The organism is Burkholderia sp. Bp9031, assembly GCF_003857965.1.
Lineage (GTDB): Bacteria > Pseudomonadota > Gammaproteobacteria > Burkholderiales > Burkholderiaceae > Burkholderia > Burkholderia ambifaria_A.
In genome coordinates this window covers 12,797-31,895 of sequence record NZ_QTPW01000030.1, presented here as the reverse complement: position 1 = coordinate 31,895, position 19,099 = coordinate 12,797, and the positions used below count along the sequence as shown (strand labels likewise).

Annotated in this window: 19 protein-coding genes; 11 read left to right on the top strand and 8 right to left on the bottom strand. The window is 66.5% G+C overall.

Annotated features, from left to right (window positions below; genetic code table 11):
• Positions 1-4: 4 nt before the first annotated feature.
• Both DIE15_RS29140 and DIE15_RS29135 read left to right on the top strand, forming a co-directional pair.
• A complete protein-coding gene (locus DIE15_RS29140) occupies positions 5-556 on the top strand; it encodes a cysteine hydrolase family protein (protein WP_124834954.1) in 552 nt (183 codons plus the stop codon).
• Positions 553-1,176, top strand: a complete 624-nt coding sequence (locus DIE15_RS29135) for an HAD family hydrolase (protein ID WP_124834953.1) — start codon at positions 553-555, stop codon at positions 1,174-1,176. Before DIE15_RS29140 ends, DIE15_RS29135 begins: the two co-directional genes overlap by 4 nt.
• A gap of 130 nt (positions 1,177-1,306) precedes the next feature.
• Here the strand turns inward: DIE15_RS29135 and ettA are convergent, their stop codons facing one another.
• From ettA to gcvA, 3 genes are all read right to left on the bottom strand, one after another.
• A complete protein-coding gene (ettA, locus tag DIE15_RS29130) occupies positions 1,307-2,974 on the bottom strand; it encodes an energy-dependent translational throttle protein EttA (protein WP_006752677.1) in 1,668 nt (555 codons plus the stop codon).
• Positions 2,975-3,161: 187 nt separating this feature from the next.
• Positions 3,162-3,470, bottom strand: a complete 309-nt coding sequence (locus DIE15_RS29125) for a DUF3761 domain-containing protein (RefSeq protein ID WP_082664584.1) — start codon at positions 3,468-3,470, stop codon at positions 3,162-3,164.
• A gap of 109 nt (positions 3,471-3,579) precedes the next feature.
• Positions 3,580-4,497, bottom strand: a complete 918-nt coding sequence (gene gcvA / locus DIE15_RS29120; RefSeq protein WP_057924697.1) for a transcriptional regulator GcvA — start codon at positions 4,495-4,497, stop codon at positions 3,580-3,582.
• A 193-nt stretch (positions 4,498-4,690) separates the two neighbouring features.
• Between gcvA and DIE15_RS29115 the strand changes: the two genes are divergently transcribed.
• The 5 genes from DIE15_RS29115 (at position 4,691) to DIE15_RS29095 (ending at position 9,504) form a co-directional block, all read left to right on the top strand.
• The gene (locus tag DIE15_RS29115; protein ID WP_057924696.1) at positions 4,691-5,953 is read left to right on the top strand and encodes an MFS transporter; all 1,263 of its coding nucleotides are present in this window, start codon (positions 4,691-4,693) and stop codon (positions 5,951-5,953) included.
• Between the two features lie 99 nt (positions 5,954-6,052).
• Positions 6,053-6,409 carry an MmcQ/YjbR family DNA-binding protein gene (locus DIE15_RS29110; protein WP_124834952.1) on the top strand — a complete coding sequence of 119 codons (357 nt, stop codon included), beginning with the start codon at positions 6,053-6,055 and terminating at the stop codon, positions 6,407-6,409.
• 473 nt (positions 6,410-6,882) lie between these two features.
• On the top strand, positions 6,883-8,274 hold the full coding sequence (gene gabP / locus DIE15_RS29105; RefSeq protein ID WP_124834951.1) for a GABA permease: 1,392 nt from the start codon (positions 6,883-6,885) through the stop codon (positions 8,272-8,274).
• Positions 8,275-8,581: 307 nt separating this feature from the next.
• Positions 8,582-9,082 carry a glycoside hydrolase family protein gene (locus DIE15_RS29100; RefSeq protein WP_057924694.1) on the top strand — a complete coding sequence of 167 codons (501 nt, stop codon included), beginning with the start codon at positions 8,582-8,584 and terminating at the stop codon, positions 9,080-9,082.
• Complete coding sequence (locus DIE15_RS29095; protein ID WP_311771991.1) at positions 9,079-9,504, top strand: lysozyme inhibitor LprI family protein; 426 nt, start codon at positions 9,079-9,081, stop codon at positions 9,502-9,504. The genes DIE15_RS29100 and DIE15_RS29095 overlap by 4 nt, the downstream gene beginning before the upstream one ends.
• A gap of 87 nt (positions 9,505-9,591) precedes the next feature.
• Here the strand turns inward: DIE15_RS29095 and ychF are convergent, their stop codons facing one another.
• The gene (gene ychF / locus DIE15_RS29090; protein ID WP_057924692.1) at positions 9,592-10,686 is read right to left on the bottom strand and encodes a redox-regulated ATPase YchF; all 1,095 of its coding nucleotides are present in this window, start codon (positions 10,684-10,686) and stop codon (positions 9,592-9,594) included.
• A gap of 246 nt (positions 10,687-10,932) precedes the next feature.
• Between ychF and DIE15_RS29085 the strand changes: the two genes are divergently transcribed.
• The 4 genes from DIE15_RS29085 to DIE15_RS29070 all read left to right on the top strand — a co-directional run bounded on the left by DIE15_RS29085 (position 10,933) and on the right by DIE15_RS29070 (position 15,589).
• Positions 10,933-12,111, top strand: a complete 1,179-nt coding sequence (locus DIE15_RS29085) for a UbiH/UbiF family hydroxylase (RefSeq protein ID WP_057924691.1) — start codon at positions 10,933-10,935, stop codon at positions 12,109-12,111.
• Between the two features lie 90 nt (positions 12,112-12,201).
• A complete protein-coding gene (locus DIE15_RS29080; protein WP_057924690.1) occupies positions 12,202-12,930 on the top strand; it encodes a DsbC family protein in 729 nt (242 codons plus the stop codon).
• A gap of 115 nt (positions 12,931-13,045) precedes the next feature.
• A complete protein-coding gene (locus tag DIE15_RS29075) occupies positions 13,046-14,845 on the top strand; it encodes a M61 family metallopeptidase (protein WP_124834949.1) in 1,800 nt (599 codons plus the stop codon).
• 147 nt (positions 14,846-14,992) lie between these two features.
• Positions 14,993-15,589 carry an FMN-dependent NADH-azoreductase gene (locus tag DIE15_RS29070; protein WP_057924688.1) on the top strand — a complete coding sequence of 199 codons (597 nt, stop codon included), beginning with the start codon at positions 14,993-14,995 and terminating at the stop codon, positions 15,587-15,589.
• Positions 15,590-15,704: 115 nt separating this feature from the next.
• On the opposite strand, the gene DIE15_RS29065 is transcribed toward DIE15_RS29070, so the two are convergent.
• The 4 genes from DIE15_RS29065 to trpD are packed head-to-tail and all read right to left on the bottom strand — an operon-like array spanning position 15,705 to position 19,096.
• Positions 15,705-16,610: a uracil-DNA glycosylase gene (locus DIE15_RS29065; protein WP_124834948.1), complete on the bottom strand. Its 906-nt coding sequence runs from the start codon at positions 16,608-16,610 to the stop codon at positions 15,705-15,707.
• A gap of 13 nt (positions 16,611-16,623) precedes the next feature.
• Positions 16,624-17,250 (bottom strand): CYTH domain-containing protein, encoded by a 627-nt coding sequence (locus DIE15_RS29060; RefSeq protein ID WP_057924686.1) that lies wholly within the window; start codon positions 17,248-17,250, stop codon positions 16,624-16,626.
• Positions 17,250-18,035, bottom strand: coding sequence for an indole-3-glycerol phosphate synthase TrpC (gene trpC, locus DIE15_RS29055; RefSeq protein ID WP_124834947.1), 786 nt, complete (start codon positions 18,033-18,035; stop codon positions 17,250-17,252). The genes DIE15_RS29060 and trpC overlap by 1 nt, the downstream gene beginning before the upstream one ends.
• Positions 18,036-18,064: 29 nt before the next feature.
• Positions 18,065-19,096, bottom strand: a complete 1,032-nt coding sequence (gene trpD, locus DIE15_RS29050) for an anthranilate phosphoribosyltransferase (RefSeq protein WP_057924684.1) — start codon at positions 19,094-19,096, stop codon at positions 18,065-18,067.
• Between the last annotated feature and the right edge of the window lie 3 nt (positions 19,097-19,099).

Sequence of the window (19,099 nt, the reverse complement as noted above, 5' to 3'; positions counted from 1 at the left end):
ACCGATGGCAGATACCGCAGTGATCGTGATCGACATGCAGCGCGGGTTGGTACAGCGGGCACGGCCCGCGTACCGGCTCGACGACGTCGTGTCGGGTATCAACCGGCTGACGGCGGCGGCGCGCGCGGCGAACGCGCCCGTATGCTTCGTGCAGCATGACGGCGATGCGGACGACGACATCGTGCCCGGCACGCCCGGCTGGGAACTGCATGAGGCGCTGATCGTCGGTCGCGCCGACTGGCGCATCCGCAAGCAGATGAGCGACTCGTTCCACGACACGCCGCTCGCCGCGCAACTCGATGGCCGCGGCATCCGTTCGGTGCTGATTTGCGGCTATGCGACCGAGTTCTGCGTCGATTCGGCCGCGCGTCGCGCGGCACTGCTCGGCTACCGGACGACCATCGTCTCCGACCTGCACACGACGAACGAGCGCACGCACCTGTCGGCCGCGCAGATCGTCGCGCATCATCACTTCGTCTGGGAAAACAATACGCTGTCGGGCAATGCGGTGACGCCGCGTCCGCTTGCCGATGTGCTCGCCACGGAGTTCGCATGACGATCAAGGCGGTGGTGTTCGATTTCGGCGGCGTGCTGATCGACTGGAGCCCCGAATACCTGTACCGGCAGCTGATTCCGGACGAAACCGAGCGTCGCTGGTTCCTCACGCACGTGTGCGCGATGGACTGGGTGATCCGTCAGGACGGCGGGCAGACGATCGACGAGGGAACGTGTGAGCTCGTCGCGAAGTTTCCGGCGCACGAGGCGCTGATCCGCGCGTTCTACGCACGCTGGCACGAGATGATCGGCGGCGTGCTCGACGAAGGCGCGGCGCTCGTCGACCGGCTCGACGCGCAGGGAATGCCGCTCTTCGGGTTGACCAACTGGTCCGCGCAGACGTTTCCGTATGCGTGGGACAACTTCCCGGTGCTGCGGCGCTTCAAGGACATCGTCGTGTCGGGCCGCGTGAAGCTCGTGAAACCCGATCCGGCGATCTATCGCGAAATGCATGCGCGCATCGATCCACACCTGCCGGGCATCGCGCCGCACGAGCTCGTGTTCATCGACGACAACGCGAAGAACGCGGCGGCCGCGACGGCGCTCGGCTGGCATGGCATTCATCACACGAGCGCGGCGGCGACCGAGGCGCGCCTGCGCGAACTCGGCGCGCTCGCGTAGGCGGTGACGCAACGATAGCCAGACGAAAAAGCGGGCCGGAGCCCGCTTTTTCGTTTTGTCGATCCGGGAGCGGCAGCTTTCGGCCCCCGGCTCTGCGTTGCCGCAGTGCCGGATGCCCGGGCCGCGCCGTTCAGCGGCTGATCGGCTTGTAACGCAGGCGCTTCGGCTTCGCGGCTTCCTCGCCGAGGCGTGCACGCTTGTCGGCTTCGTATTCCTGGTAGTTGCCGTCGAAGAACGTGACCTGCGAATCGCCTTCGAACGCGAGGATGTGCGTCGCGATCCGGTCGAGGAACCAGCGATCGTGCGAGATCACCATCACCGAACCCGCGAACTCGAGCAGTGCGTCTTCCAGCGCGCGCAGCGTTTCGACGTCGAGGTCGTTCGACGGTTCGTCGAGCAGCAGCACGTTGCCGCCGGAGATCAGCGTCTTCGCGAGGTGCAGGCGCCCGCGTTCGCCGCCGGACAGGTTGCCGACGATCTTCTGCTGGTCGCCGCCCTTGAAGTTGAAGCGGCCGATGTACGCACGCGACGGCGTTTCGTACTTGCCGACCGTCAGCACGTCGGCGCCGCCCGAGATTTCCTCGAACACCGTCTTCGAACCGTCGAGCGCGTCGCGGCTCTGGTCGACGTATGCGAGCTTCACGGTCGGACCCATCACGACTTCGCCCGAATCCGGCTGTTCCTTGCCGGTCAGCATTCGGAACAGCGTCGACTTGCCGGCGCCGTTCGGGCCGATGATGCCGACGATCGCGCCAGCCGGGATCTTCAGGTTCAGGTTGTCGATCAGCAGGCGGTCGCCGAATGCCTTGCTGACGTTCTTGAACTCGATCACTTCATTGCCGAGGCGGTCGCCGACCGGGATGAAGATTTCCTGCGTTTCGTTGCGCTTCTGGTATTCCTGGCTGTTCAGCTCCTCGAAGCGCGCGATACGTGCCTTCGACTTCGCCTGGCGGCCCTTCGGGTTCTGGCGCACCCACTCGAGTTCCTTCTTGATCGCCTTCTGGCGCGCCGATTCCGACGCTTCTTCCTGCTTCAGGCGCTCTTCCTTCTGGTCGAGCCAGCTGCTGTAGTTGCCCTTCCACGGAATGCCGTGGCCGCGGTCGAGTTCGAGAATCCACTCGGCCGCGTTGTCGAGGAAGTAGCGATCGTGCGTGACGGCGACGACGGTGCCCGGGAAGCGCACCAGGAACTGCTCGAGCCAGTCGACCGATTCGGCGTCGAGGTGGTTGGTCGGTTCGTCGAGCAGCAGCATGTCCGGCTTCTCGAGCAGCAGCTTGCACAGCGCGACGCGGCGCTTTTCGCCGCCCGACAGGTGCTCGATCTTCGCGTCCCACGCCGGCAGGCGCAGCGCGTCGGCGGCCACTTCGAGCTGCTGCTCGGGGCTGCCGCCGTCGCTCGACGCGAGGATCGCTTCGTATTTCGCCTGCTCGGCCGCGAGCGCGTCGAAGTCGGCGTCCGGTTCCGCATACGCGGCGTAGATTTCTTCGAGCTTCTTGTTCGCCTGGAACAGGTCGCCGAGGCCTTCCTCGACGGCTTCGCGCACCGTCTTCGTCGGGTCGAGCTGCGGCTCCTGCGGCAGGTAGCCGATGTTCAGGTTCGGCATCGGCGTTGCTTCGCCTTCGATGTCCTTGTCGACGCCCGCCATGATGCGGATCAGCGTCGACTTGCCCGAGCCGTTCAGGCCGAGCACGCCGATCTTCGCGCCGGGAAAGAACGACAGCGAGATGTCCTTCAGGATCTGGCGCTTGGGCGGCACGATCTTGCCGACCCGGTTCATCGTGAAAACGTATTGGGCCATTTCGGTGTGAAAGTCAGAAAGGGTTGAGACTGCCGCGCAGCGCATGGGCGTGCGTGGCGTCGGGTGATTCGGTACGGAGCGTGCCGCGTGGCGCGGCGGCGTCGCCGCGGGTTGGCGGCGCGAGCGCGTATTGTACTTCGCCGCCGGCTGCCGCTGGCACCGCGCAGGCCATTCGGCCGACCCGCGTTCATAGCCACGCGGCGACGCCGCCGTGCCCCGAGCAGGTGCCGCGCCGATGGCGGCTGAAGCTGTACGTGCCGTCGCGGCAGCGCGCGCTCGCACCCTCGGGCACGCGGCCCGATTTCGAATGGGCCGGCGCATGGACGGTGTCGCCGTCGCGATTACGGTACGTGTCGTGCCGGTCGAGATCGGCTTCGTTGCCATAGCCAGGCGACGCGCGATACGCGTGCGCCGGAGGCGGCAGGGCAGCGCACGCGACGAGCAGCGCGGCCGACAGGGTCGCGATGCGCGTCGTGCGGCGGAGCAGGGCGGGTATGGTCTCTCTCCGGATGTTGTTGTCTGCTGGTGATCGCAGGCCGGCGGGCCGGGTCGCATGTCAGTCGACCGGCTGAAGATCGGTGCCGCCGCCCGGTGGTACGGCCACGCTACGCCGCGCCGGTCATCGATGCCGCGCCGTCGGCCTGCGCGGCATCGAGTATCCACCGGCGGAACGCCGCGACTTTCGCACGTTCCGCATGATGCGGGGGATAGACGAGGTAGTACGCGAAGTCGTCGAGCCACGCGACGTCGGCAAGCTGCACGAGCCGGCCGCTCGCGAGTTCGTTGCGCACCATCGCCGCCGGCAGCAGTCCGGCGCCCTGGCCGGCGAGGATTGCCTGCAGCAACAGGCCGGAATCGTCGAACGCGGGGCCGCGCGGCGGGCCGAAGTCATCGATTCGCTGCGCATCGAACCAGATGTGCCAGCCCTTGCGTTCGGCGTCGTGCAGATGAGGCCAGCCGGCCAGGTCGGCTGGCGTGGCCGGCATGCCCAGCCGCGCGACGAGTGCCGGCGCCGCGAGTGCGACGATCTCCACCGTCAGCAGCCGTTCGCTACATAGCCCGATGTAGCGGCCGAGACCGTGGCGGATCGCGACGTCGACGCCGTCGCGGGAGAAATCGGCGAGCGCGTGGCTCGCGACGATCTGCAGGTCGACGTCCGGGCACGCGTCGCGGAACTGCGCGAGGCGCGGCACGAGCCAGGCGGACGCGAAAAACGGCGTGACGCTCACCGTCAGCACGCCGCTGTCGGCGGTGCCCGACACGCGTTGCGATGCGTCGGCGATCTGGCGGAACGCGTTGCGCACGGGCGGCAAGTAGTCGCGGCCCGCCGCAGTCAGCAGGATGCCGCGGTTCACGCGCTCGAACAGTTGCACGCCGAGATGTGTCTCGAGCGTGCGGATCATCTGGCTTACCGCGCCGGGCGTGACCGACAGCTCCTCGGCCGCGGATTTCACCGACAGATGGCGGGCGGCCGCCTCGAACGCACGCAGCGCGTTGAGGGGCGGTAGGCGGGAACGGATCATTGAGTTTTTCTAAAGCGAAAGGCCGACGAAATATCGTTTGAGGCGATGCGTACGCGCGAGTACCGTCATCGCAACGGATCGCATTCGTCGCGGCTGTCTTGCTGCAGGCGATGCGATCAACATAGTTCAACTATATCCATGAGGCAATCCGGATGCCGCGCGGCATCCGGCGAAACCTGAGAGGAGCATCGTCATGAGCAGCCCGCGCGCATCGCGCGTCTTCTACGGCTGGTATGTGGTGGCGGCGGCATTCGCCGTCACGTTCGTCGGATTCGGCAGTGCGTACACGTTCAGCGCGTTCGTCGAATCGCTGCAGCGGGATTTCGCCGCCTCGCGCGGGCAGATCTCGCTCGTGTTCTCGCTCGCCGGCTTCCTGTATTTCGGCTTCGGCATCGTCAGCGGCCCGCTTGCCGATCGCTTCGGCTCGCGGCGGCTCGCCATCGCCGGCATGTTGCTGACGGCCGCCGGTCTCGCAGCGGCCGGTGCCGCGCATACGCTGCTGCAGGTCTATGTCGCATACGGGCTCGGGGTCGGTTTCGGCGTCGGCTGTGCGTATGTGCCGGCCGTCGGCGCCGTGCAACGCTGGTTCGTGCGGCGGCGCGGTTTCGCGTCGGGGCTTGCGGTTGCCGGGATCGGTGTCGGCACGCTCGTGATGCCGCCGCTCGCATCCGCGCTGATCGCGCACGTTGGCTGGCGCGGCGCGTATGTCACGTTGGCGGCGATCGCGTTGGTGGTGGGCGCGGGCATGTCGCTGCTGATCGAGAACGATCCGCGCGGGCGCGGCTTGTTGCCCGACGGCGACGCGGCGCGTACGCAAGCGGGCGACGCGCCGCCCGGCGCCGCTTCGTCGGCACCGGCCGGCGCGACCGTGCGCGAGGCCGTGACGTCGCGACCGTTCGCGAGCCTCTACGCCGCGTGTCTCGTGTGCTCGTTCGGCGTCTTCGTGCCGTTCGTGCACCTTGTGCCGTACGCGCTCGATCATGGTGTTGCGCCGTCGACGGCCGTGCTGCTGCTCGGCGCGATCGGCGTCGGCAGCACGGCAGGGCGCTTCTTCCTTGGCGGCCTCGCCGACCGCTTCGGCCGCCGCGCGTCGCTGCTCGCGATGTTCGCGGGCATGGCCGTCGCGCTCGTCGCGTGGGCCGGCGCGGGGAGCGTTGCGACGCTGGCCGCGTTCGCACTCGTGTTCGGCGTGTTCTACGGTGGCTGGGTCGCCGTGCTGCCCGCCGTCGTGATGGACTATTTCGGCGGCCGCAACGTGAGCGCGATCATCGGCGTGCTGTACACGAGCGTCGCGTTCGGCACGCTGATCGGGCCCGCCGCGGCCGGTTTCATCTACGACGCGGGCGGCGGCTATCTCGTGCCGATCCTGGCCAGCGCAGTCGCCAATGCGATCGCGTTCGCGATCGTTGCCACTACCGGACGCGCACCGGTGGCCGCGCGCGCGGTCGGCCGCTAGGTAGGTGTCGCGGCACGGCCGGGCGCCTCGCGGTCAGGTGTCATCCGCGATTTCTGCTACGGTGTGCGGGCGTCGATCATCGACGGGCGGAGGCGCATCGTGACATTCGACGAAGTTCGGCAGATCGCGCTGGCATGGCGCGGTGTCGAGGAGGGCACGTCGTACGGCACGCCTGCACTCAGGGTGAAGGGCAAGATGCTCGCGCGGCTGCGCGAGGACGGCGACACGCTCGTCGTGAAGGGCGTCGGCCCAGACGAGCGGGCGTGGCTGATCGAATCGGAGCCCGACGTGTATTACGTGACCGACCACTATGCGGGCTGGCCGATCGTGCTGGTGCGTCTGTCGGCCGCGCATCCCGACGCCGTGAAAAACCTGCTTCTGCGCGCATGGCGCACGATCGTGCCGGCTAAATGGCGGGACGAAGGGCAGGGCGAGGGGCCGGGCGGCGCGAACTGAGCAGCCGGCGCAACACCTGCGTGGCACGCGAACCACTTCGACCGGACGCGTTTGTCGCCGCGACACCGGACGACCCGTATCGCCTTCAATCGCTTGATCCGGCGGCGCTCGCGTGAATGCCGAACCGGACCAAGCGTTGCATCGATTCACATCGATGCAACAAGTGGTTCTATCGAAATTCTTCAATTGGTTCTTAGTGAAGAACCGTTTGGTGCTTACACTCCTTCGCTTCGAAGGCGGCTGACCGACAGCCGACGGAAAGGGCGCACGCGATGCGCCGGCACCCTTGAGCGCCGCATCGCACCCGCAGCTTCGCAGCCTGCGTCGCGCCCCGAACCGGAACAGGCTCGATCCGGCTTCCTGCCCACGTGCCGCGCACGCGCGGCGGGCGGCCGGGTTCAACAACGACAACTCCCCGCGCCGCCTTCACGCGACACCCGGTCGTACCGGAACCGTTTTTTGGAGAGAGACACATGAGTGGAAGCAACACGGGCCTCGGCACGGGCCTGAAGCAGCGTCACGTGACGATGATGTCGATTGCCGGCGTCATCGGCGCGGGCTTGTTCGTCGGCTCCGGCCATGCGATCGCGGAAGCCGGTCCGGCTTCGATCCTCGCGTATGCGATCGCGGGCGTGCTGGTCGTGCTGGTGATGCGCATGCTCGGCGAGATGGCCGTCGCGCATCCCGACAGCGGTTCGTTCTCGACCTATGCCGATCGCGCGATCGGCCATTGGGCCGGCTTCGCCATCGGCTGGCTGTACTGGTGGTTCTGGGTACTCGTGATTCCGATCGAGGCGACCGCCGCCGCCACCATTCTCAATGCATGGTTCCCAGGCATCGCGACCTGGATCTTCGCGCTCGGCATCACGCTGCTGCTGACGATCACGAACCTCTTCTCGGTCAAGAACTACGGCGAATTCGAATTCTGGTTCGCGCTGATCAAGGTCGTCGCGATCGTCGTGTTCCTGTGCATCGGCGGTGCGGCGATCGTCGGCATCGTGCCCGCGCCGGCCGTATCGGGCGTATCGAACCTCTTCGTGCACCAGGGCTTCATGCCGAACGGCGCCGGCGCGGTGCTCGCGGCGATGCTGACGACGATGTTCTCGTTCCTCGGCACCGAGATCGTGACGATCGCGGCCGCCGAGTCGGACAACCCGCAGCGTCAGATCGTGCGCGCGACGAATTCCGTCATCTGGCGTATCACGCTGTTCTATCTCGGCTCGATCCTCGTCGTCGCGGCCATCGTGCCGTGGAACGATCCGCTGCTGCCGAAGCACGGCTCGTATCAGCGCGCGATGGAGCTGATCGGCATCCCGAACGCGAAGGCCATCATCGACGTGATCGTGCTCGTGTCGGTCGCGAGCTGCCTGAATTCCGCGCTGTACACCGCATCGCGGATGCTGTTCTCGCTGTCCAAGCGCAAGGACGCGCCCGCCTTCCTGCATCGCACCGATGCGACCGGCACGCCGCGTGCGGCCGTGCTGGCATCGACCGCGTTCGGTTTCCTGACCGTGATCGCGAACTACCTGATGCCGGAGCAGGTGTTCGGCTTCCTGCTGGCGACGTCGGGCGCGATCGCGCTGCTCGTGTATCTCGTGATCGCGATCTCGCAGCTGCGGATGCGCAAGACGCTCGAATCGAGCGGCGCCGACCTCACGTTGCGGATGTGGCTGTTCCCGTGGCTCACGTGGGCGGTGATCCTGTTCATCTGCGGCACGCTGACCGTGATGTTCGTCAGCGAGGAACACCGGATGGAAGTAGGCGCGACGGCCGTGCTCGCGTTGCTCGTGCTGTTTGCGTCGTGGCTGAACAAGCGCGGCCGCGACGCGCAAGCGGGGGCGGGGCGGCGGGTATCGGCGATGTGATGACGACGTGATGGAGCGGCGGCTGCGCTGAGCGTTTGCTGCCCGCCGGCGCGGGGATTCCCGTCGTGAAAATGGCCCGATCGGCATGTGCCGGTCGGGCCATTTGTTTTTCATGAGTAAGCAGATGCGCTTGCCCCTGGCGATGCAGGCCGTTCCGCAACATGGCGCGGCATCGACATCTGGACTCACAAAAATCGAACTCGTCTGATTTCATCGACAACGGCAACTTCATACATTGTTCGCTTCGACAACCGAAGTGAATGATGAAGTCGACTCGCGATTAGCGGTCGTGCCGGGAGGGTGACAGATGGCGAATGAGAGCATGCGATTGAGTGAAGCGGGCTGGGCCGAGCTGCGTCGGCGGGAAAGCGCGGTGATGGCCTACTACAACGATCAGGCAAACAACTGCACTTATGGTGTCGGGACGCTTGCTCATACCGGGCCTTGCACCCCGGAAGAATTGCGCAGGCCGGTTACGACGACGCAGGTGAATGCGCAACTCGCAGCCCGTGTCAGACGGGCGGAGGCCGCCGTGCGACGACATGTCTCAACTCGGCAATTGACGCAGGTGCAATTCGATGAACTCGTCAGCTATACATACAATGCCGGTAATACAGGCGCGCTGGCCGCGCTGCATTCGGCGAATCAGAGCGATGATGCTGGCGTGGTGTCACACATGATTCAGCTCGTCTGGATTCATCCGCGAGACGAGAACGGGCGTCGCCTGGCACCGGTCCGTTCGAACGGTCTTGTCAATCGGCGTCGGCTCGAATCGGCGCCGTTTCAGCCACAACAGAGGGCACAGTGAGACGGGCCATGATAGGTTTGTTCGTGCTGGTGTCGATGAATGCATGTGCCGGTCCGACGCCAGCCGACGAGATAGCAGCACGCAGTGGTTTGCCGGCAAGCGAGGTCAATGCGTTGCTCAGCGACTGCTATTCGAATCAGACGAGCATGAATTTCTGCGCTTGGCGCGATCAACTTGTCGCCGAGCGGGAATTGCAGCGCGTCGTCGATAAACAGGCGGGCGAGCAGCCGCAGCGCAAGAAGGCGCTCGACGCGCAGATTGCGAAGTGGAAGAGGGCGCGCGACGCGTCATGCGAAAAATCGACGCGTAACGCATGGGGTGACGGGTCAATGCGTCCCGCAGCACAGGCGATCTGTGCAGCGGAGGCGACGAAGGAAATGACGAAAAGATTGTCCGCGAGCACCTCCCGCAAACCTTCATGAACCAATGCGGAATGAAAAAAGGCCCGCTACTTCAGCGGGCCTTTCCGGGGTGCCGTGACACTGCGAGAGGCGGTGTCTGTCGATGTGTCAGACGTTGAACAGGAAGTTCATCACGTCCCCGTCGTGCACGACATATTCCTTCCCTTCCGCGCGCATCTTGCCGGCTTCCTTCGCACCCTGTTCACCCTTGTACGTGATGAAGTCGTCAAATGCGATCGTCTGCGCGCGGATGAAGCCGCGCTCGAAGTCGGTGTGGATCACGCCGGCTGCTTGCGGCGCCGTGTCGCCGATGTGGATCGTCCACGCGCGCACTTCCTTCACGCCCGCGGTGAAGTAGGTCTGCAGGCCGAGCAGCTTGAAGCCCGCGCGGATCACGCGGTCGAGGCCCGGCTCTTCCATGCCCATGTCGGCGAGGAACGCTTCCTTGTCCGCATCGTCGAGATCGGCGATTTCCGCCTCGATCGCCGCGCACACCGCGACCACCGGCGAATTCTCGGCTTCCGCGTACTTGCGTACCGCGTCGAGGTGCGGGTTGTTCTCGAAGCCGTCATCCTTCACGTTCGCGACGTACATTGCCGGCTTCGCGGTGATCAGGCAGAACGGCTTGAGCAGCGCCTGCTCGTCGTCCGACAGATCGAGGCCGCGCACGGCCTTGCCCTGGTCGAGGTGCGCGCGCACCTTTTCGAGCACCGCGGCGAGCTTCACCGCTTCCTTGTCGTTGCCCGACTTCGCGGCCTTCGAGTAGCGCGTGAGCGCCTTCTCGACAGTGCCGAGGTCGGCGAGCGCGAGTTCGGTGTTGATCACTTCGATGTCGTCGATCGGGCTGACCTTGCCGGCGACGTGGATGACGTTGTCGTCCTCGAAGCAGCGTACGACGTGCGTGATCGCATCGGTTTCGCGGATGTTCGCGAGGAACTGGTTGCCGAGGCCTTCACCCTTGCTCGCGCCCGCGACGAGGCCCGCGATGTCGACGAATTCGACGACGGCCGGCACGACGCGCTCGGGGCTGATGATTTCGGCGAGCGCCTTCAGGCGCGTGTCGGGCACTTCGACGATGCCGACGTTCGGCTCGATCGTGCAGAACGGGTAGTTCTCGGCGGCGATGCCGGCCTTGGTCAGCGCATTGAACAGGGTGGACTTGCCGACGTTGGGCAAGCCGACGATGCCGCATTTGAGACTCATGGAATCCTTCGGACGGGTGGAGCGGCGCGGCCGGACAAGGCACGGCGGCGCGGGAAAATAGGGACGGCCGGCGCCTGGGGCGCGGCGGGCCGACGTTCAAAGGCGCTATTGTACCGTGCCGACGCCCGGTTTCCGGCCTTCCCCCGAACGCCCGATGTGACCGGCCGCTACGCTGCCGGGCCGGCCCGCGATTCTGCTGATTTCCCGCAAAGTCCGGCCGCGTAAGGGATGGGCCTCGCAGCTATAATGCCCGCCATGACTGCCCACCACACCTTCGACGTCGCCGTGGTCGGCGGCGGGCTTGTCGGCAAGACGGCCGCGCTCGCGCTGACCCAGTCCGGCTACAAGACCGCCTTGCTCGCCCAGCCGGCCACACCGCGCCCCGCCGATCTCGCGTTCGACACGCGCATCTACGCGCTGTCGTCCAGCTCGCAGGCATTGCTCGAGCGGCTGCGGGTCTGGCAGGCGCTCGACCATGGCCGGCTCGCGCCGGTCTACGACATGCGCGTGTACGGCGATGCGCACGCGGAGCTGCATTTCTCCGCGTATCAGGCCTCCGTGCCGCAGCTCGCGTGGATCGCCGAATCGTCGCTGATCGAGGCGTCGCTCGACGCCGCACTGCGGTTCCAGCCGAACCTCACGTGGTTCGACGCGCGCGCGCAGGGCTTCGACGTACGCGACGACGCGGCCGTGCTCACGCTGTCGTCGGGGCAAGTGCTCGAAGCGGACCTCGTGGTCGGCGCGGATGGCGCGCATTCGTGGGTGCGCTCCCAGATGGGGGCCAGGATCGAGCGGCGCGATTACCGGCAGACGGGCGTCGTCGCGAACTTCAAGGCGTCGCTCCCGCACCGCGAGGCCGCCAGCCAATGGTTCCGCGACGGCGAGATCGTCGCGTTGCTGCCGCTGCCGGACGGTCATGTATCGCTCGTGTGGTCCGCGCACACCGCGCACGCGGACGAACTGCTCGCGCTCGATCCCGCGCAACTCGCGGCCGAGGTCGAGCGCGTGTCGCACGGCCGGGTCGGCGCGCTCGAATGCGTGACGCCCGCAGCCGGTTTCCCGCTCGCGCTACAAACCGTCGACAAGCTGATCGCCCCGCGCGTCGCGCTCGTCGGCGATGCCGCACACCTGATCCACCCGCTCGCGGGGCAGGGGATGAACCTCGGGCTGCGCGATGTCGCGGCGCTCGCCGATGCGATCGCGAACAAGGAGAGCTTCCGCAACCTCGGCGACACGGTGCTGCTGCGCCGCTACGAGCGTTCTCGCCGCGAGGACATCCGCGCGCTGATGGTCGCGACCGACGGGCTGCAGCGGCTCTTCGCGGTGCCCGGCTCGTTCGCGAAGGCCGTGCGCAACGCGGGCATGGCGTTCGTCGGCGCGCAGCCGCTCGTGAAGCGCTGGCTCGTGTCGGCCGCGCTCGGCTGATCGAACCTTCGCGTCCCCGGCCTGTCGGACAGGGCTCCGTTACGGCGTACACTGTGACGTGCACTCCGATTGAGCTGAAGGAACAACAGGATGAAAAAAACGATCCGCATCGCATCGCTGGCGCTGGCCGTCACGATGGCGACGCTCGGCTGCAGCGCGCAGGCCGACCAAACCACGGACAAGCTGAAAGCCACGCTGCAAGCGCGTCTCGGCAGCGACGCGCCGATCAAGAGCGTGTCGAAATCGCCGGTCGCGGGCCTGTACGAAGTCAACCTCGGCACGCAGATCATCTATAGCGACGCAGCCGGCGACTACGTGCTGCTCGGCGATCTCGTCGACACCAAGACGCACAAGAACCTGACCGACGCACGCCTGTCCGACCTCAACAAGATCGACTTCGCGAGCCTGCCGCTCGCCAACGCGATCAAGGTCGTCAAGGGCAACGGCGCACGCAAGATCGCGGTGTTCTCCGATCCGAACTGCCCGTACTGCAAGCGGCTCGAGACGACGCTTCAGTCGATCGACAACGTGACCGTCTACACCTTCCTGTACCCGGTGCTGTCGCCCGATTCGACCACCAAGTCGAAGGCGATCTGGTGCGCGACCGACCGCGCGAAAACCTGGGAGGGCTGGATGCTCGACCATCGCGCACCGTCCGGCGCCGGCAACTGCGATACGAGCGCGCTCGACAAGAACCTCGCGCTTGGCCGCGGGATGAACGTCACCGGCACGCCGACGATCTTCCTGCCCGACGGCCGTCGGCTGCCGGGCGCGGTGTCGGCCGACCAGCTGAACCAGGCGCTCGCGTCGAGCAAGTAACCGACCGACACGCCGGGCCGCGTGGCCCGGCCAGCGAGGGGCGCCCGCGATATTTGCCGGCGCCTCTCTTCGTTTCCGCCGCCGTATTCCGTCCGATTTTCGACCGATTGCCACGATGACCCAGCCGATCCGTTATTCGATTGCCCCGAAAGATCTTGCCGCGCACCTGTTCGAAGTGTCGGTGACGGTCACCGATCCCGATCCCGCAGGCCAGCGCTTCTCGCTGCCGGTGTGGATTCCGGGCAGCTACCTCGTGCGCGAGTTCGCGCGCAACATCGTGACGCTCGCCGCGTTCAACGACACGGGCCGCAAGGTGCGGATCGCGAAAACCGACAAGAACACATGGCAGGCCGCGCCGGTGAACGGCACGCTGACGCTGCGCTACGACGTGTATGCGTGGGACCTGTCGGTCCGCTCCGCGTATCTTGACGAATCGGGCGGCTTCTTCAACGCCACGGCCGTGTTCTTGAGCGTCGCCGGTCGCGAGGATGCGCCGTGCGAAGTCGACATCGCGAAACCGGCGGGGGCCGCGTTCCGCACGTGGCGCGTCGGCACGTCGCTACCTGAGGCGCGCGGCACCAGGCGCTACGGGTTCGGCGCGTATCGCGCGTCGAACTATGACGAGCTCGCCGACCATCCGGTGACGATCGGCGAGTTCGCACTGGCAACCTTTGACGCACACGGCGTGCCGCACGACATCGTGATCGCCGGGCGCGTCACGCAGCTCGACATGGAGCGGCTACGCACCGACCTGAAGCGCGTGTGCGAAGCGCAGATAGCGCTGTTCGAGCAGAAATCGAGGAAGGCACCGATGGACCGCTACGTGTTCATGACGCTCGCGGTCAGCGACGGCTACGGCGGCCTCGAGCATCGTGCGTCGACCGCGCTGATCTGCAACCGCACCGACCTGCCGGTGAAGGGCCGGCAGGAAACGACGGAAGGCTATCGCACGTATCTCGGCCTTTGCAGCCACGAGTATTTCCACACGTGGAACGTGAAGCGCATCAAGCCGGCCGCGTTCGTGCCGTACGACCTCGCGCGGGAAAACTACACGTCGCTGCTGTGGCTGTTCGAGGGCTTCACGTCGTATTACGACGACTTGATGCTCGTGCGCAGCGGGCTGATGTCGCAGGACGAATATTTCGCGGCGCTCGGCCGTACCGTCGGCGGTGTGCTGCGCGGCACGGGGCGCCTGAAGCAAAGCGTCGCGGAAAGCTCGTTCGACGCGTGGGTCAAGTATTACCGGCAGGACGAGAACGCGACCAACGCGATCGTCAGCTACTACACGAAGGGCTCGCTCGTCGCGCTCGCGTTCGATCTCGCGATCCGCGCGCAGACGCGCAACCGCAAGTCGCTCGACGACGTGATGCGTCTGCTGTGGCAGCGCTACGGCCGAGAGTTCTATCGCGGCAAGCAGGCGGGCGTCGAGGAACACGAGGTCGAGACGCTGATCGAGGAAGCCACGGGCGTCGCACTCGGCCGGCTGTTCGCAGACGCCGTGTACGGCACGCGCGACCTGCCGCTCGCCGAACTGCTCGCGCCGTTCGGCGTGGCGCTCGCGCCCGAGGTCGCGTCCGGCGCGGCTGCGAAGCCGACGATCGGCGCGCGCCTGCGCGGCGGTGCGGACTGCACGCTGGCGGCGGTCTACGAAGGCGGCGGTTCGCATCGTGCAGGGCTGTCGGCTGGCGACACGCTGATCGCGGTCGACGGGCTGCGGGTTACCGGCACGAATCTCGACACGCTGCTTGCGCGCTACCGGCCGGGCGACAAGGTGGAGGTGCACGCGTTCCGCCGCGACGAGCTGCGGACCGTGAAACTGAAGCTGGACGGGCCGGAAGTCTCACGCTACCGGCTTACGGCGGCCGCGAAGCCGGCCGCCGCGCACAAGGCCCGGGAAGCCTGGCTGAAAGGCTGAGCATGTGTGAGCGGGTTTCGGGGCGCGATCATGGATTGTTCTGTTGGTGCAACAATCCGTCGCCCGGAACCCGCTTTTTCGCGATCATTCGGCCACGCACAATGGCGTCACTCGCGCTACCGAAGCGCAACCTAACTGGAGCCTGACATGACGACCATTCTGCAAATCAATTCCGCGGCGCGCTCGCAAGGTGCGCAGTCCACGCTGCTGGCCAACGAACTGACGGCAAAGCTGCAACAATCGAACCCCGGCGCGAAGGTCGTGGTTCGTGACCTGCTGGCCGACGCGCTGCCGCACCTCGACGAATCGGTGCTTGGTGCGTTCTTCACGCCGGCCGACAAGCGTAATGCGGAACAGAATGCGATCGTCGCGAAGAGCGATGCGCTGATCGCCGAACTGCAAGCTGCCGACATCATCGTGATCGGCGCACCGATGTACAACTTCGGCGTCTCGTCGCAACTGAAGACGTATTTCGACTGGATCGCCCGCGCAGGCGTCACGTTCCGCTACACCGAGAACGGCCCGGAAGGCCTGATCACGGGCAAGAAGGTTCATGTGGTGACGGCGCGCGGCGGCAAGTACGCCGGCACGCCGAACGACAGCCAGACGCCGTTCCTGCGCACGTTCCTCGGCTTCGTCGGCATGACCGACGTGAGCTTCATCCATGCCGAAGGCCTGAACCTCGGGCCGGATTCGCAGAGCGCGGCACTTGCTAGCGCACGCGAAGCGATCGCTGCTGCGTAAGGCCGGTGCGGGTGCGTTGCATCCGCTGCGTCGTCCGATAAAAAAACGCCGCGTTCCGAAAGGGACGCGGCGTTTTTGCGTGATGCGTGCGAAACGCGATTACGCGATTACGCGATTACGCGAGCGTTTCGGCCACTTCCGGCAGGCGCCAGTCGATCGGCTCGCGGCCCGCTTCGACGAGATAGTCGTTCGCGAGCGCGAAGTGGCGGCAACCGAGGAAGCCGCGGTGTGCAGACAGCGGCGACGGATGCGGCGCCTCGAGCACGCAGTGCGCGCTCGCATCGAACAGCGCGCGCTTCGCCTGCGCATGCGCGCCCCACAGCATGAACACGAGCCCGCGATGGCGGCCGGCCAGTTCGCGGATCAGCGTGTCCGTGCATTGCTCCCAGCCGCGCTTCGCGTGGCTCGCGGCCGCACCGCGCTCGACCGTCAGCACGGTGTTGAGCAGCAGCACGCCCTGGCGCGCCCAGGTATCGAGGCAGCCGTGACGCGGCGTGTCGTGGCCGAAATTCGCGACGATTTCCTTGAAGATGTTGCGCAGCGACGGCGGCGTGCGCACGGCAGGCGGCACCGAGAACGCAAGGCCGTGCGCCTGCGGCGTGCCGCGGTCGTCGCCGTGGTACGGGTCCTGGCCGAGGATCACGACTTTCACATCGTCCGGGCTCGTCAGGCGCAGCGCACGGAACACGTCGGTCGGGTAGACCGTCTTGCCGGCCGCGCGCTCGTCGTCGACGAAGCGGCACAGCGGCGCATACGCGTCGCTGTCGGTGAAGGGTTTCAGCACCTCGCGCCAGACGACCGGCAATGCATCGAATTGCGCGGCGAGGTGCGGGACGTCCGCGGCAACGGGCCGCGGCGCGGCGGAAACCGGGGCGGCTGCCGCGGCCTTTTTGGCGGGCTTGCGCCCGGCTGAGGCCGGCGCGGGCGCCGGGGCGGGAACATCGTCCTGCGCCGTTTCCGGTACAGGATCGTCGAACAGCGACGCCTGGTGTGGCGTACGGAGAGTCTTGCGGGTTGCCATGCGTGATGCGGGTTTATTGCGCGCGCAGCCGGTAGCCGCGCTGCGCCTTGCTGATGTTTTCGGGGGCGAGGCCCGGCAGCGCCTGCTGCAGTTCGGCGGCGAGCGTCGCGAGCGCTGCTTCCGGGCCGTCGATCAGTTCGAGTTCGATTTCGCTGATCGGTTCGCGGCGCGTATCGTTTTCCGCCTGGACGACGATCTCGCCGATGTCGACCGCGGCCTCGACGGTTGCGCCGCCGATTGCGATGCGCCACAGCGTACGCGAAAAGTCCGTCCGGAACAGCGCGTGCAGTGCGGGCGCCGCGTCGCGCAATGCGCTGGCGGCGCCCGGCACGTCACACGCAGCGACGAGCGCATCGATTTCGAGCGCATCGCCGGCGACGGGCAACTCCCATTCGTGGCGGCTATGCAGGCCGGCTTCCGCGCTGCCGACCGTCTTGAAGGTCTGCAACCAGCCGTGCGGCGTGCGGCGCACACGCACCGCGCTCTTGGAACGGGCCAGCGCGAGATCGGGCGTGTCGTAGTAGACGTTCGCGAGCGCGATGACGTCGCCGGCTTCGCTGGTCAGCGTCTCGAAAAAACGCCGCGCCGCATCGGCCTGGCCGGCCGGCAGCGCGAGCTTGATTTCCTTTTCGATCGCCATCAGAAGAACATCCGCGCGAGTTCCTCGCCCGGCTGGTCGGCGCGCATGAACGCTTCGCCGACGAGGAACGCGTTCACGTTCGCCGCGCGCATCGTGTCGACTTCGGTGCGCGACAGGATCCCCGACTCGGTCACGACCATGCGGTCCTGCGGAATCATGTCGAGCATGTCGAGCGTGGTCTGGATCGTCGTCTCGAACGTGCGCAGGTTGCGGTTGTTGATGCCGAGCAGCGGCGTCTTCAGCGTCAGCGCCTGTTCCATCTCGTTGCGATCGTGCACTTCGACCAGCACCGCGAGGCCGAGCGAGTGCGCGTACGCCTCGAGTTCCTGCATCAGCGGCGTGTCGAGCGCGGCGGCGATCAGCAGGATCGCGTCGGCGCCCATCGCGCGTGCCTCGAGGATCTGGTACGCGTCGACGATGAAGTCCTTGCGTAGCACCGGCAGCGTGCAGGCCGCGCGTGCCTCCTGGAGATAGCGGACGCTGCCCTGGAAGAACTGTTCATCGGTCAGCACCGACAGGCATGCGGCGCCGTGTGCCGCATACGAGCGCGCGATGTCGGCCGGCACGAAATGTTCGCGCAGCACGCCCTTCGACGGGCTTGCCTTCTTTACTTCGGCAATCACTGCCGCGTTGCCGGCCGCCTGCTTCGCGCGCAGCGCGCCGACGAAGTCGCGCAGGTCGCGCGTGGACGCTTCGAGTTTCAGTGCCTCGAGCGGCGTGCTGCGCATGGCCGCCGCGACTTCTTCGCGCTTGACGGCGATGATGCGGTCGAGAATGTCGCTCATGTGGGTTCCTGCTTGATTCGTAAGGGGAGTCAGCGCTTGAATTGCTGCGTGAAGCGCACGAGTTCGTCGACTTTCGCGCGTGCCTTGCCGCTCGCGATCGCTTCGCGGGCGAGTTGGATGCCGTCTGCGATCGATTCGGCGATATTGGCCGCATAGAGCGCGGTGCCCGCGTTCAGCGTGACGATCTCGCGCGCGACGCCCGGCTGATTGTCCAGCGCGCCGAGCAGCATCGTGCGCGATTCCTCGGCATTTTCCACCTTCAGCGTGCGGTTCGACACCATCTGCAAGCCGAAGTCTTCCGGATGGATCTCGTATTCGTGCACCTTGCCGTCGCGCAATTCGCCGACGAGCGTCGCGGCGCCGAGCGACACTTCATCCATCCCGTCCTTGCCGTACACGACCAGCACGTGCTGCGCGCCCAGGCGCTGCATCACGCGCACCTGGATGCCGACGAGGTCAGGGTGGAACACGCCCATCAGCTGGTTCGGCGCGCCGGCCGGATTGGTCAGCGGGCCGAGGATGTTGAAGATCGTCCGCACGCCGAGCTCGCGGCGCACGGCCGCGATGTTTTTCATCGCCGGATGGTGGTTCGGCGCGAACATGAAGCCCATGCCGGTTTCGGCGATCGATGCGGCAACCTGCTCGGGTTGCAGGTCGATGTTCACGCCGAGCGCCTCGAGCACGTCGGCGCTGCCGGACTTGCTCGATACGCCGCGGTTGCCGTGCTTCGCGACCTTCGCGCCGGCCGCTGCCGTGATGAACATCGACGCGGTCGAGATGTTGAACGTGTGCGCGCCGTCGCCGCCCGTGCCGACGATGTCGACGAAGTTCGAGTTGTCCGGCACCTCGACGTGATTCGCGAATTCGCGCATCACGGTCGCGGCGGCGGCGATCTCGCCGATCGTCTCCTTCTTCACGCGCAGCCCGGTGATGATCGCGGCCGCCATCACGGGCGACATGTCGCCGCGCATGATGAGCCGCATCAGGTGCAGCATCTCATCGTGGAAGATTTCGCGGTGCTCGATCGTGCGTTGCAGCGCTTCCTGCGGGGTAATCGTCATCGT

Coding starts and splice junctions, on each gene's coding strand:
- DIE15_RS29140 (WP_124834954.1), top strand. CDS start 5: ATGGCAGATACCGCAGTGATCGTGATCGACATGCAGCGCGGGTTGGTA.
- DIE15_RS29135 (WP_124834953.1), top strand. CDS start 553: ATGACGATCAAGGCGGTGGTGTTCGATTTCGGCGGCGTGCTGATCGAC.
- ettA (WP_006752677.1), bottom strand. CDS start 2,974: ATGGCCCAATACGTTTTCACGATGAACCGGGTCGGCAAGATCGTGCCG.
- gcvA (WP_057924697.1), bottom strand. CDS start 4,497: ATGATCCGTTCCCGCCTACCGCCCCTCAACGCGCTGCGTGCGTTCGAG.
- DIE15_RS29115 (WP_057924696.1), top strand. CDS start 4,691: ATGAGCAGCCCGCGCGCATCGCGCGTCTTCTACGGCTGGTATGTGGTG.
- gabP (WP_124834951.1), top strand. CDS start 6,883: ATGAGTGGAAGCAACACGGGCCTCGGCACGGGCCTGAAGCAGCGTCAC.
- DIE15_RS29100 (WP_057924694.1), top strand. CDS start 8,582: ATGGCGAATGAGAGCATGCGATTGAGTGAAGCGGGCTGGGCCGAGCTG.
- ychF (WP_057924692.1), bottom strand. CDS start 10,686: ATGAGTCTCAAATGCGGCATCGTCGGCTTGCCCAACGTCGGCAAGTCC.
- DIE15_RS29085 (WP_057924691.1), top strand. CDS start 10,933: ATGCCCGCCATGACTGCCCACCACACCTTCGACGTCGCCGTGGTCGGC.
- DIE15_RS29080 (WP_057924690.1), top strand. CDS start 12,202: ATGAAAAAAACGATCCGCATCGCATCGCTGGCGCTGGCCGTCACGATG.
- DIE15_RS29075 (WP_124834949.1), top strand. CDS start 13,046: ATGACCCAGCCGATCCGTTATTCGATTGCCCCGAAAGATCTTGCCGCG.
- DIE15_RS29070 (WP_057924688.1), top strand. CDS start 14,993: ATGACGACCATTCTGCAAATCAATTCCGCGGCGCGCTCGCAAGGTGCG.
- DIE15_RS29065 (WP_124834948.1), bottom strand. CDS start 16,610: ATGGCAACCCGCAAGACTCTCCGTACGCCACACCAGGCGTCGCTGTTC.
- DIE15_RS29060 (WP_057924686.1), bottom strand. CDS start 17,250: ATGGCGATCGAAAAGGAAATCAAGCTCGCGCTGCCGGCCGGCCAGGCC.
- trpC (WP_124834947.1), bottom strand. CDS start 18,035: ATGAGCGACATTCTCGACCGCATCATCGCCGTCAAGCGCGAAGAAGTC.
- trpD (WP_057924684.1), bottom strand. CDS start 19,096: ATGACGATTACCCCGCAGGAAGCGCTGCAACGCACGATCGAGCACCGC.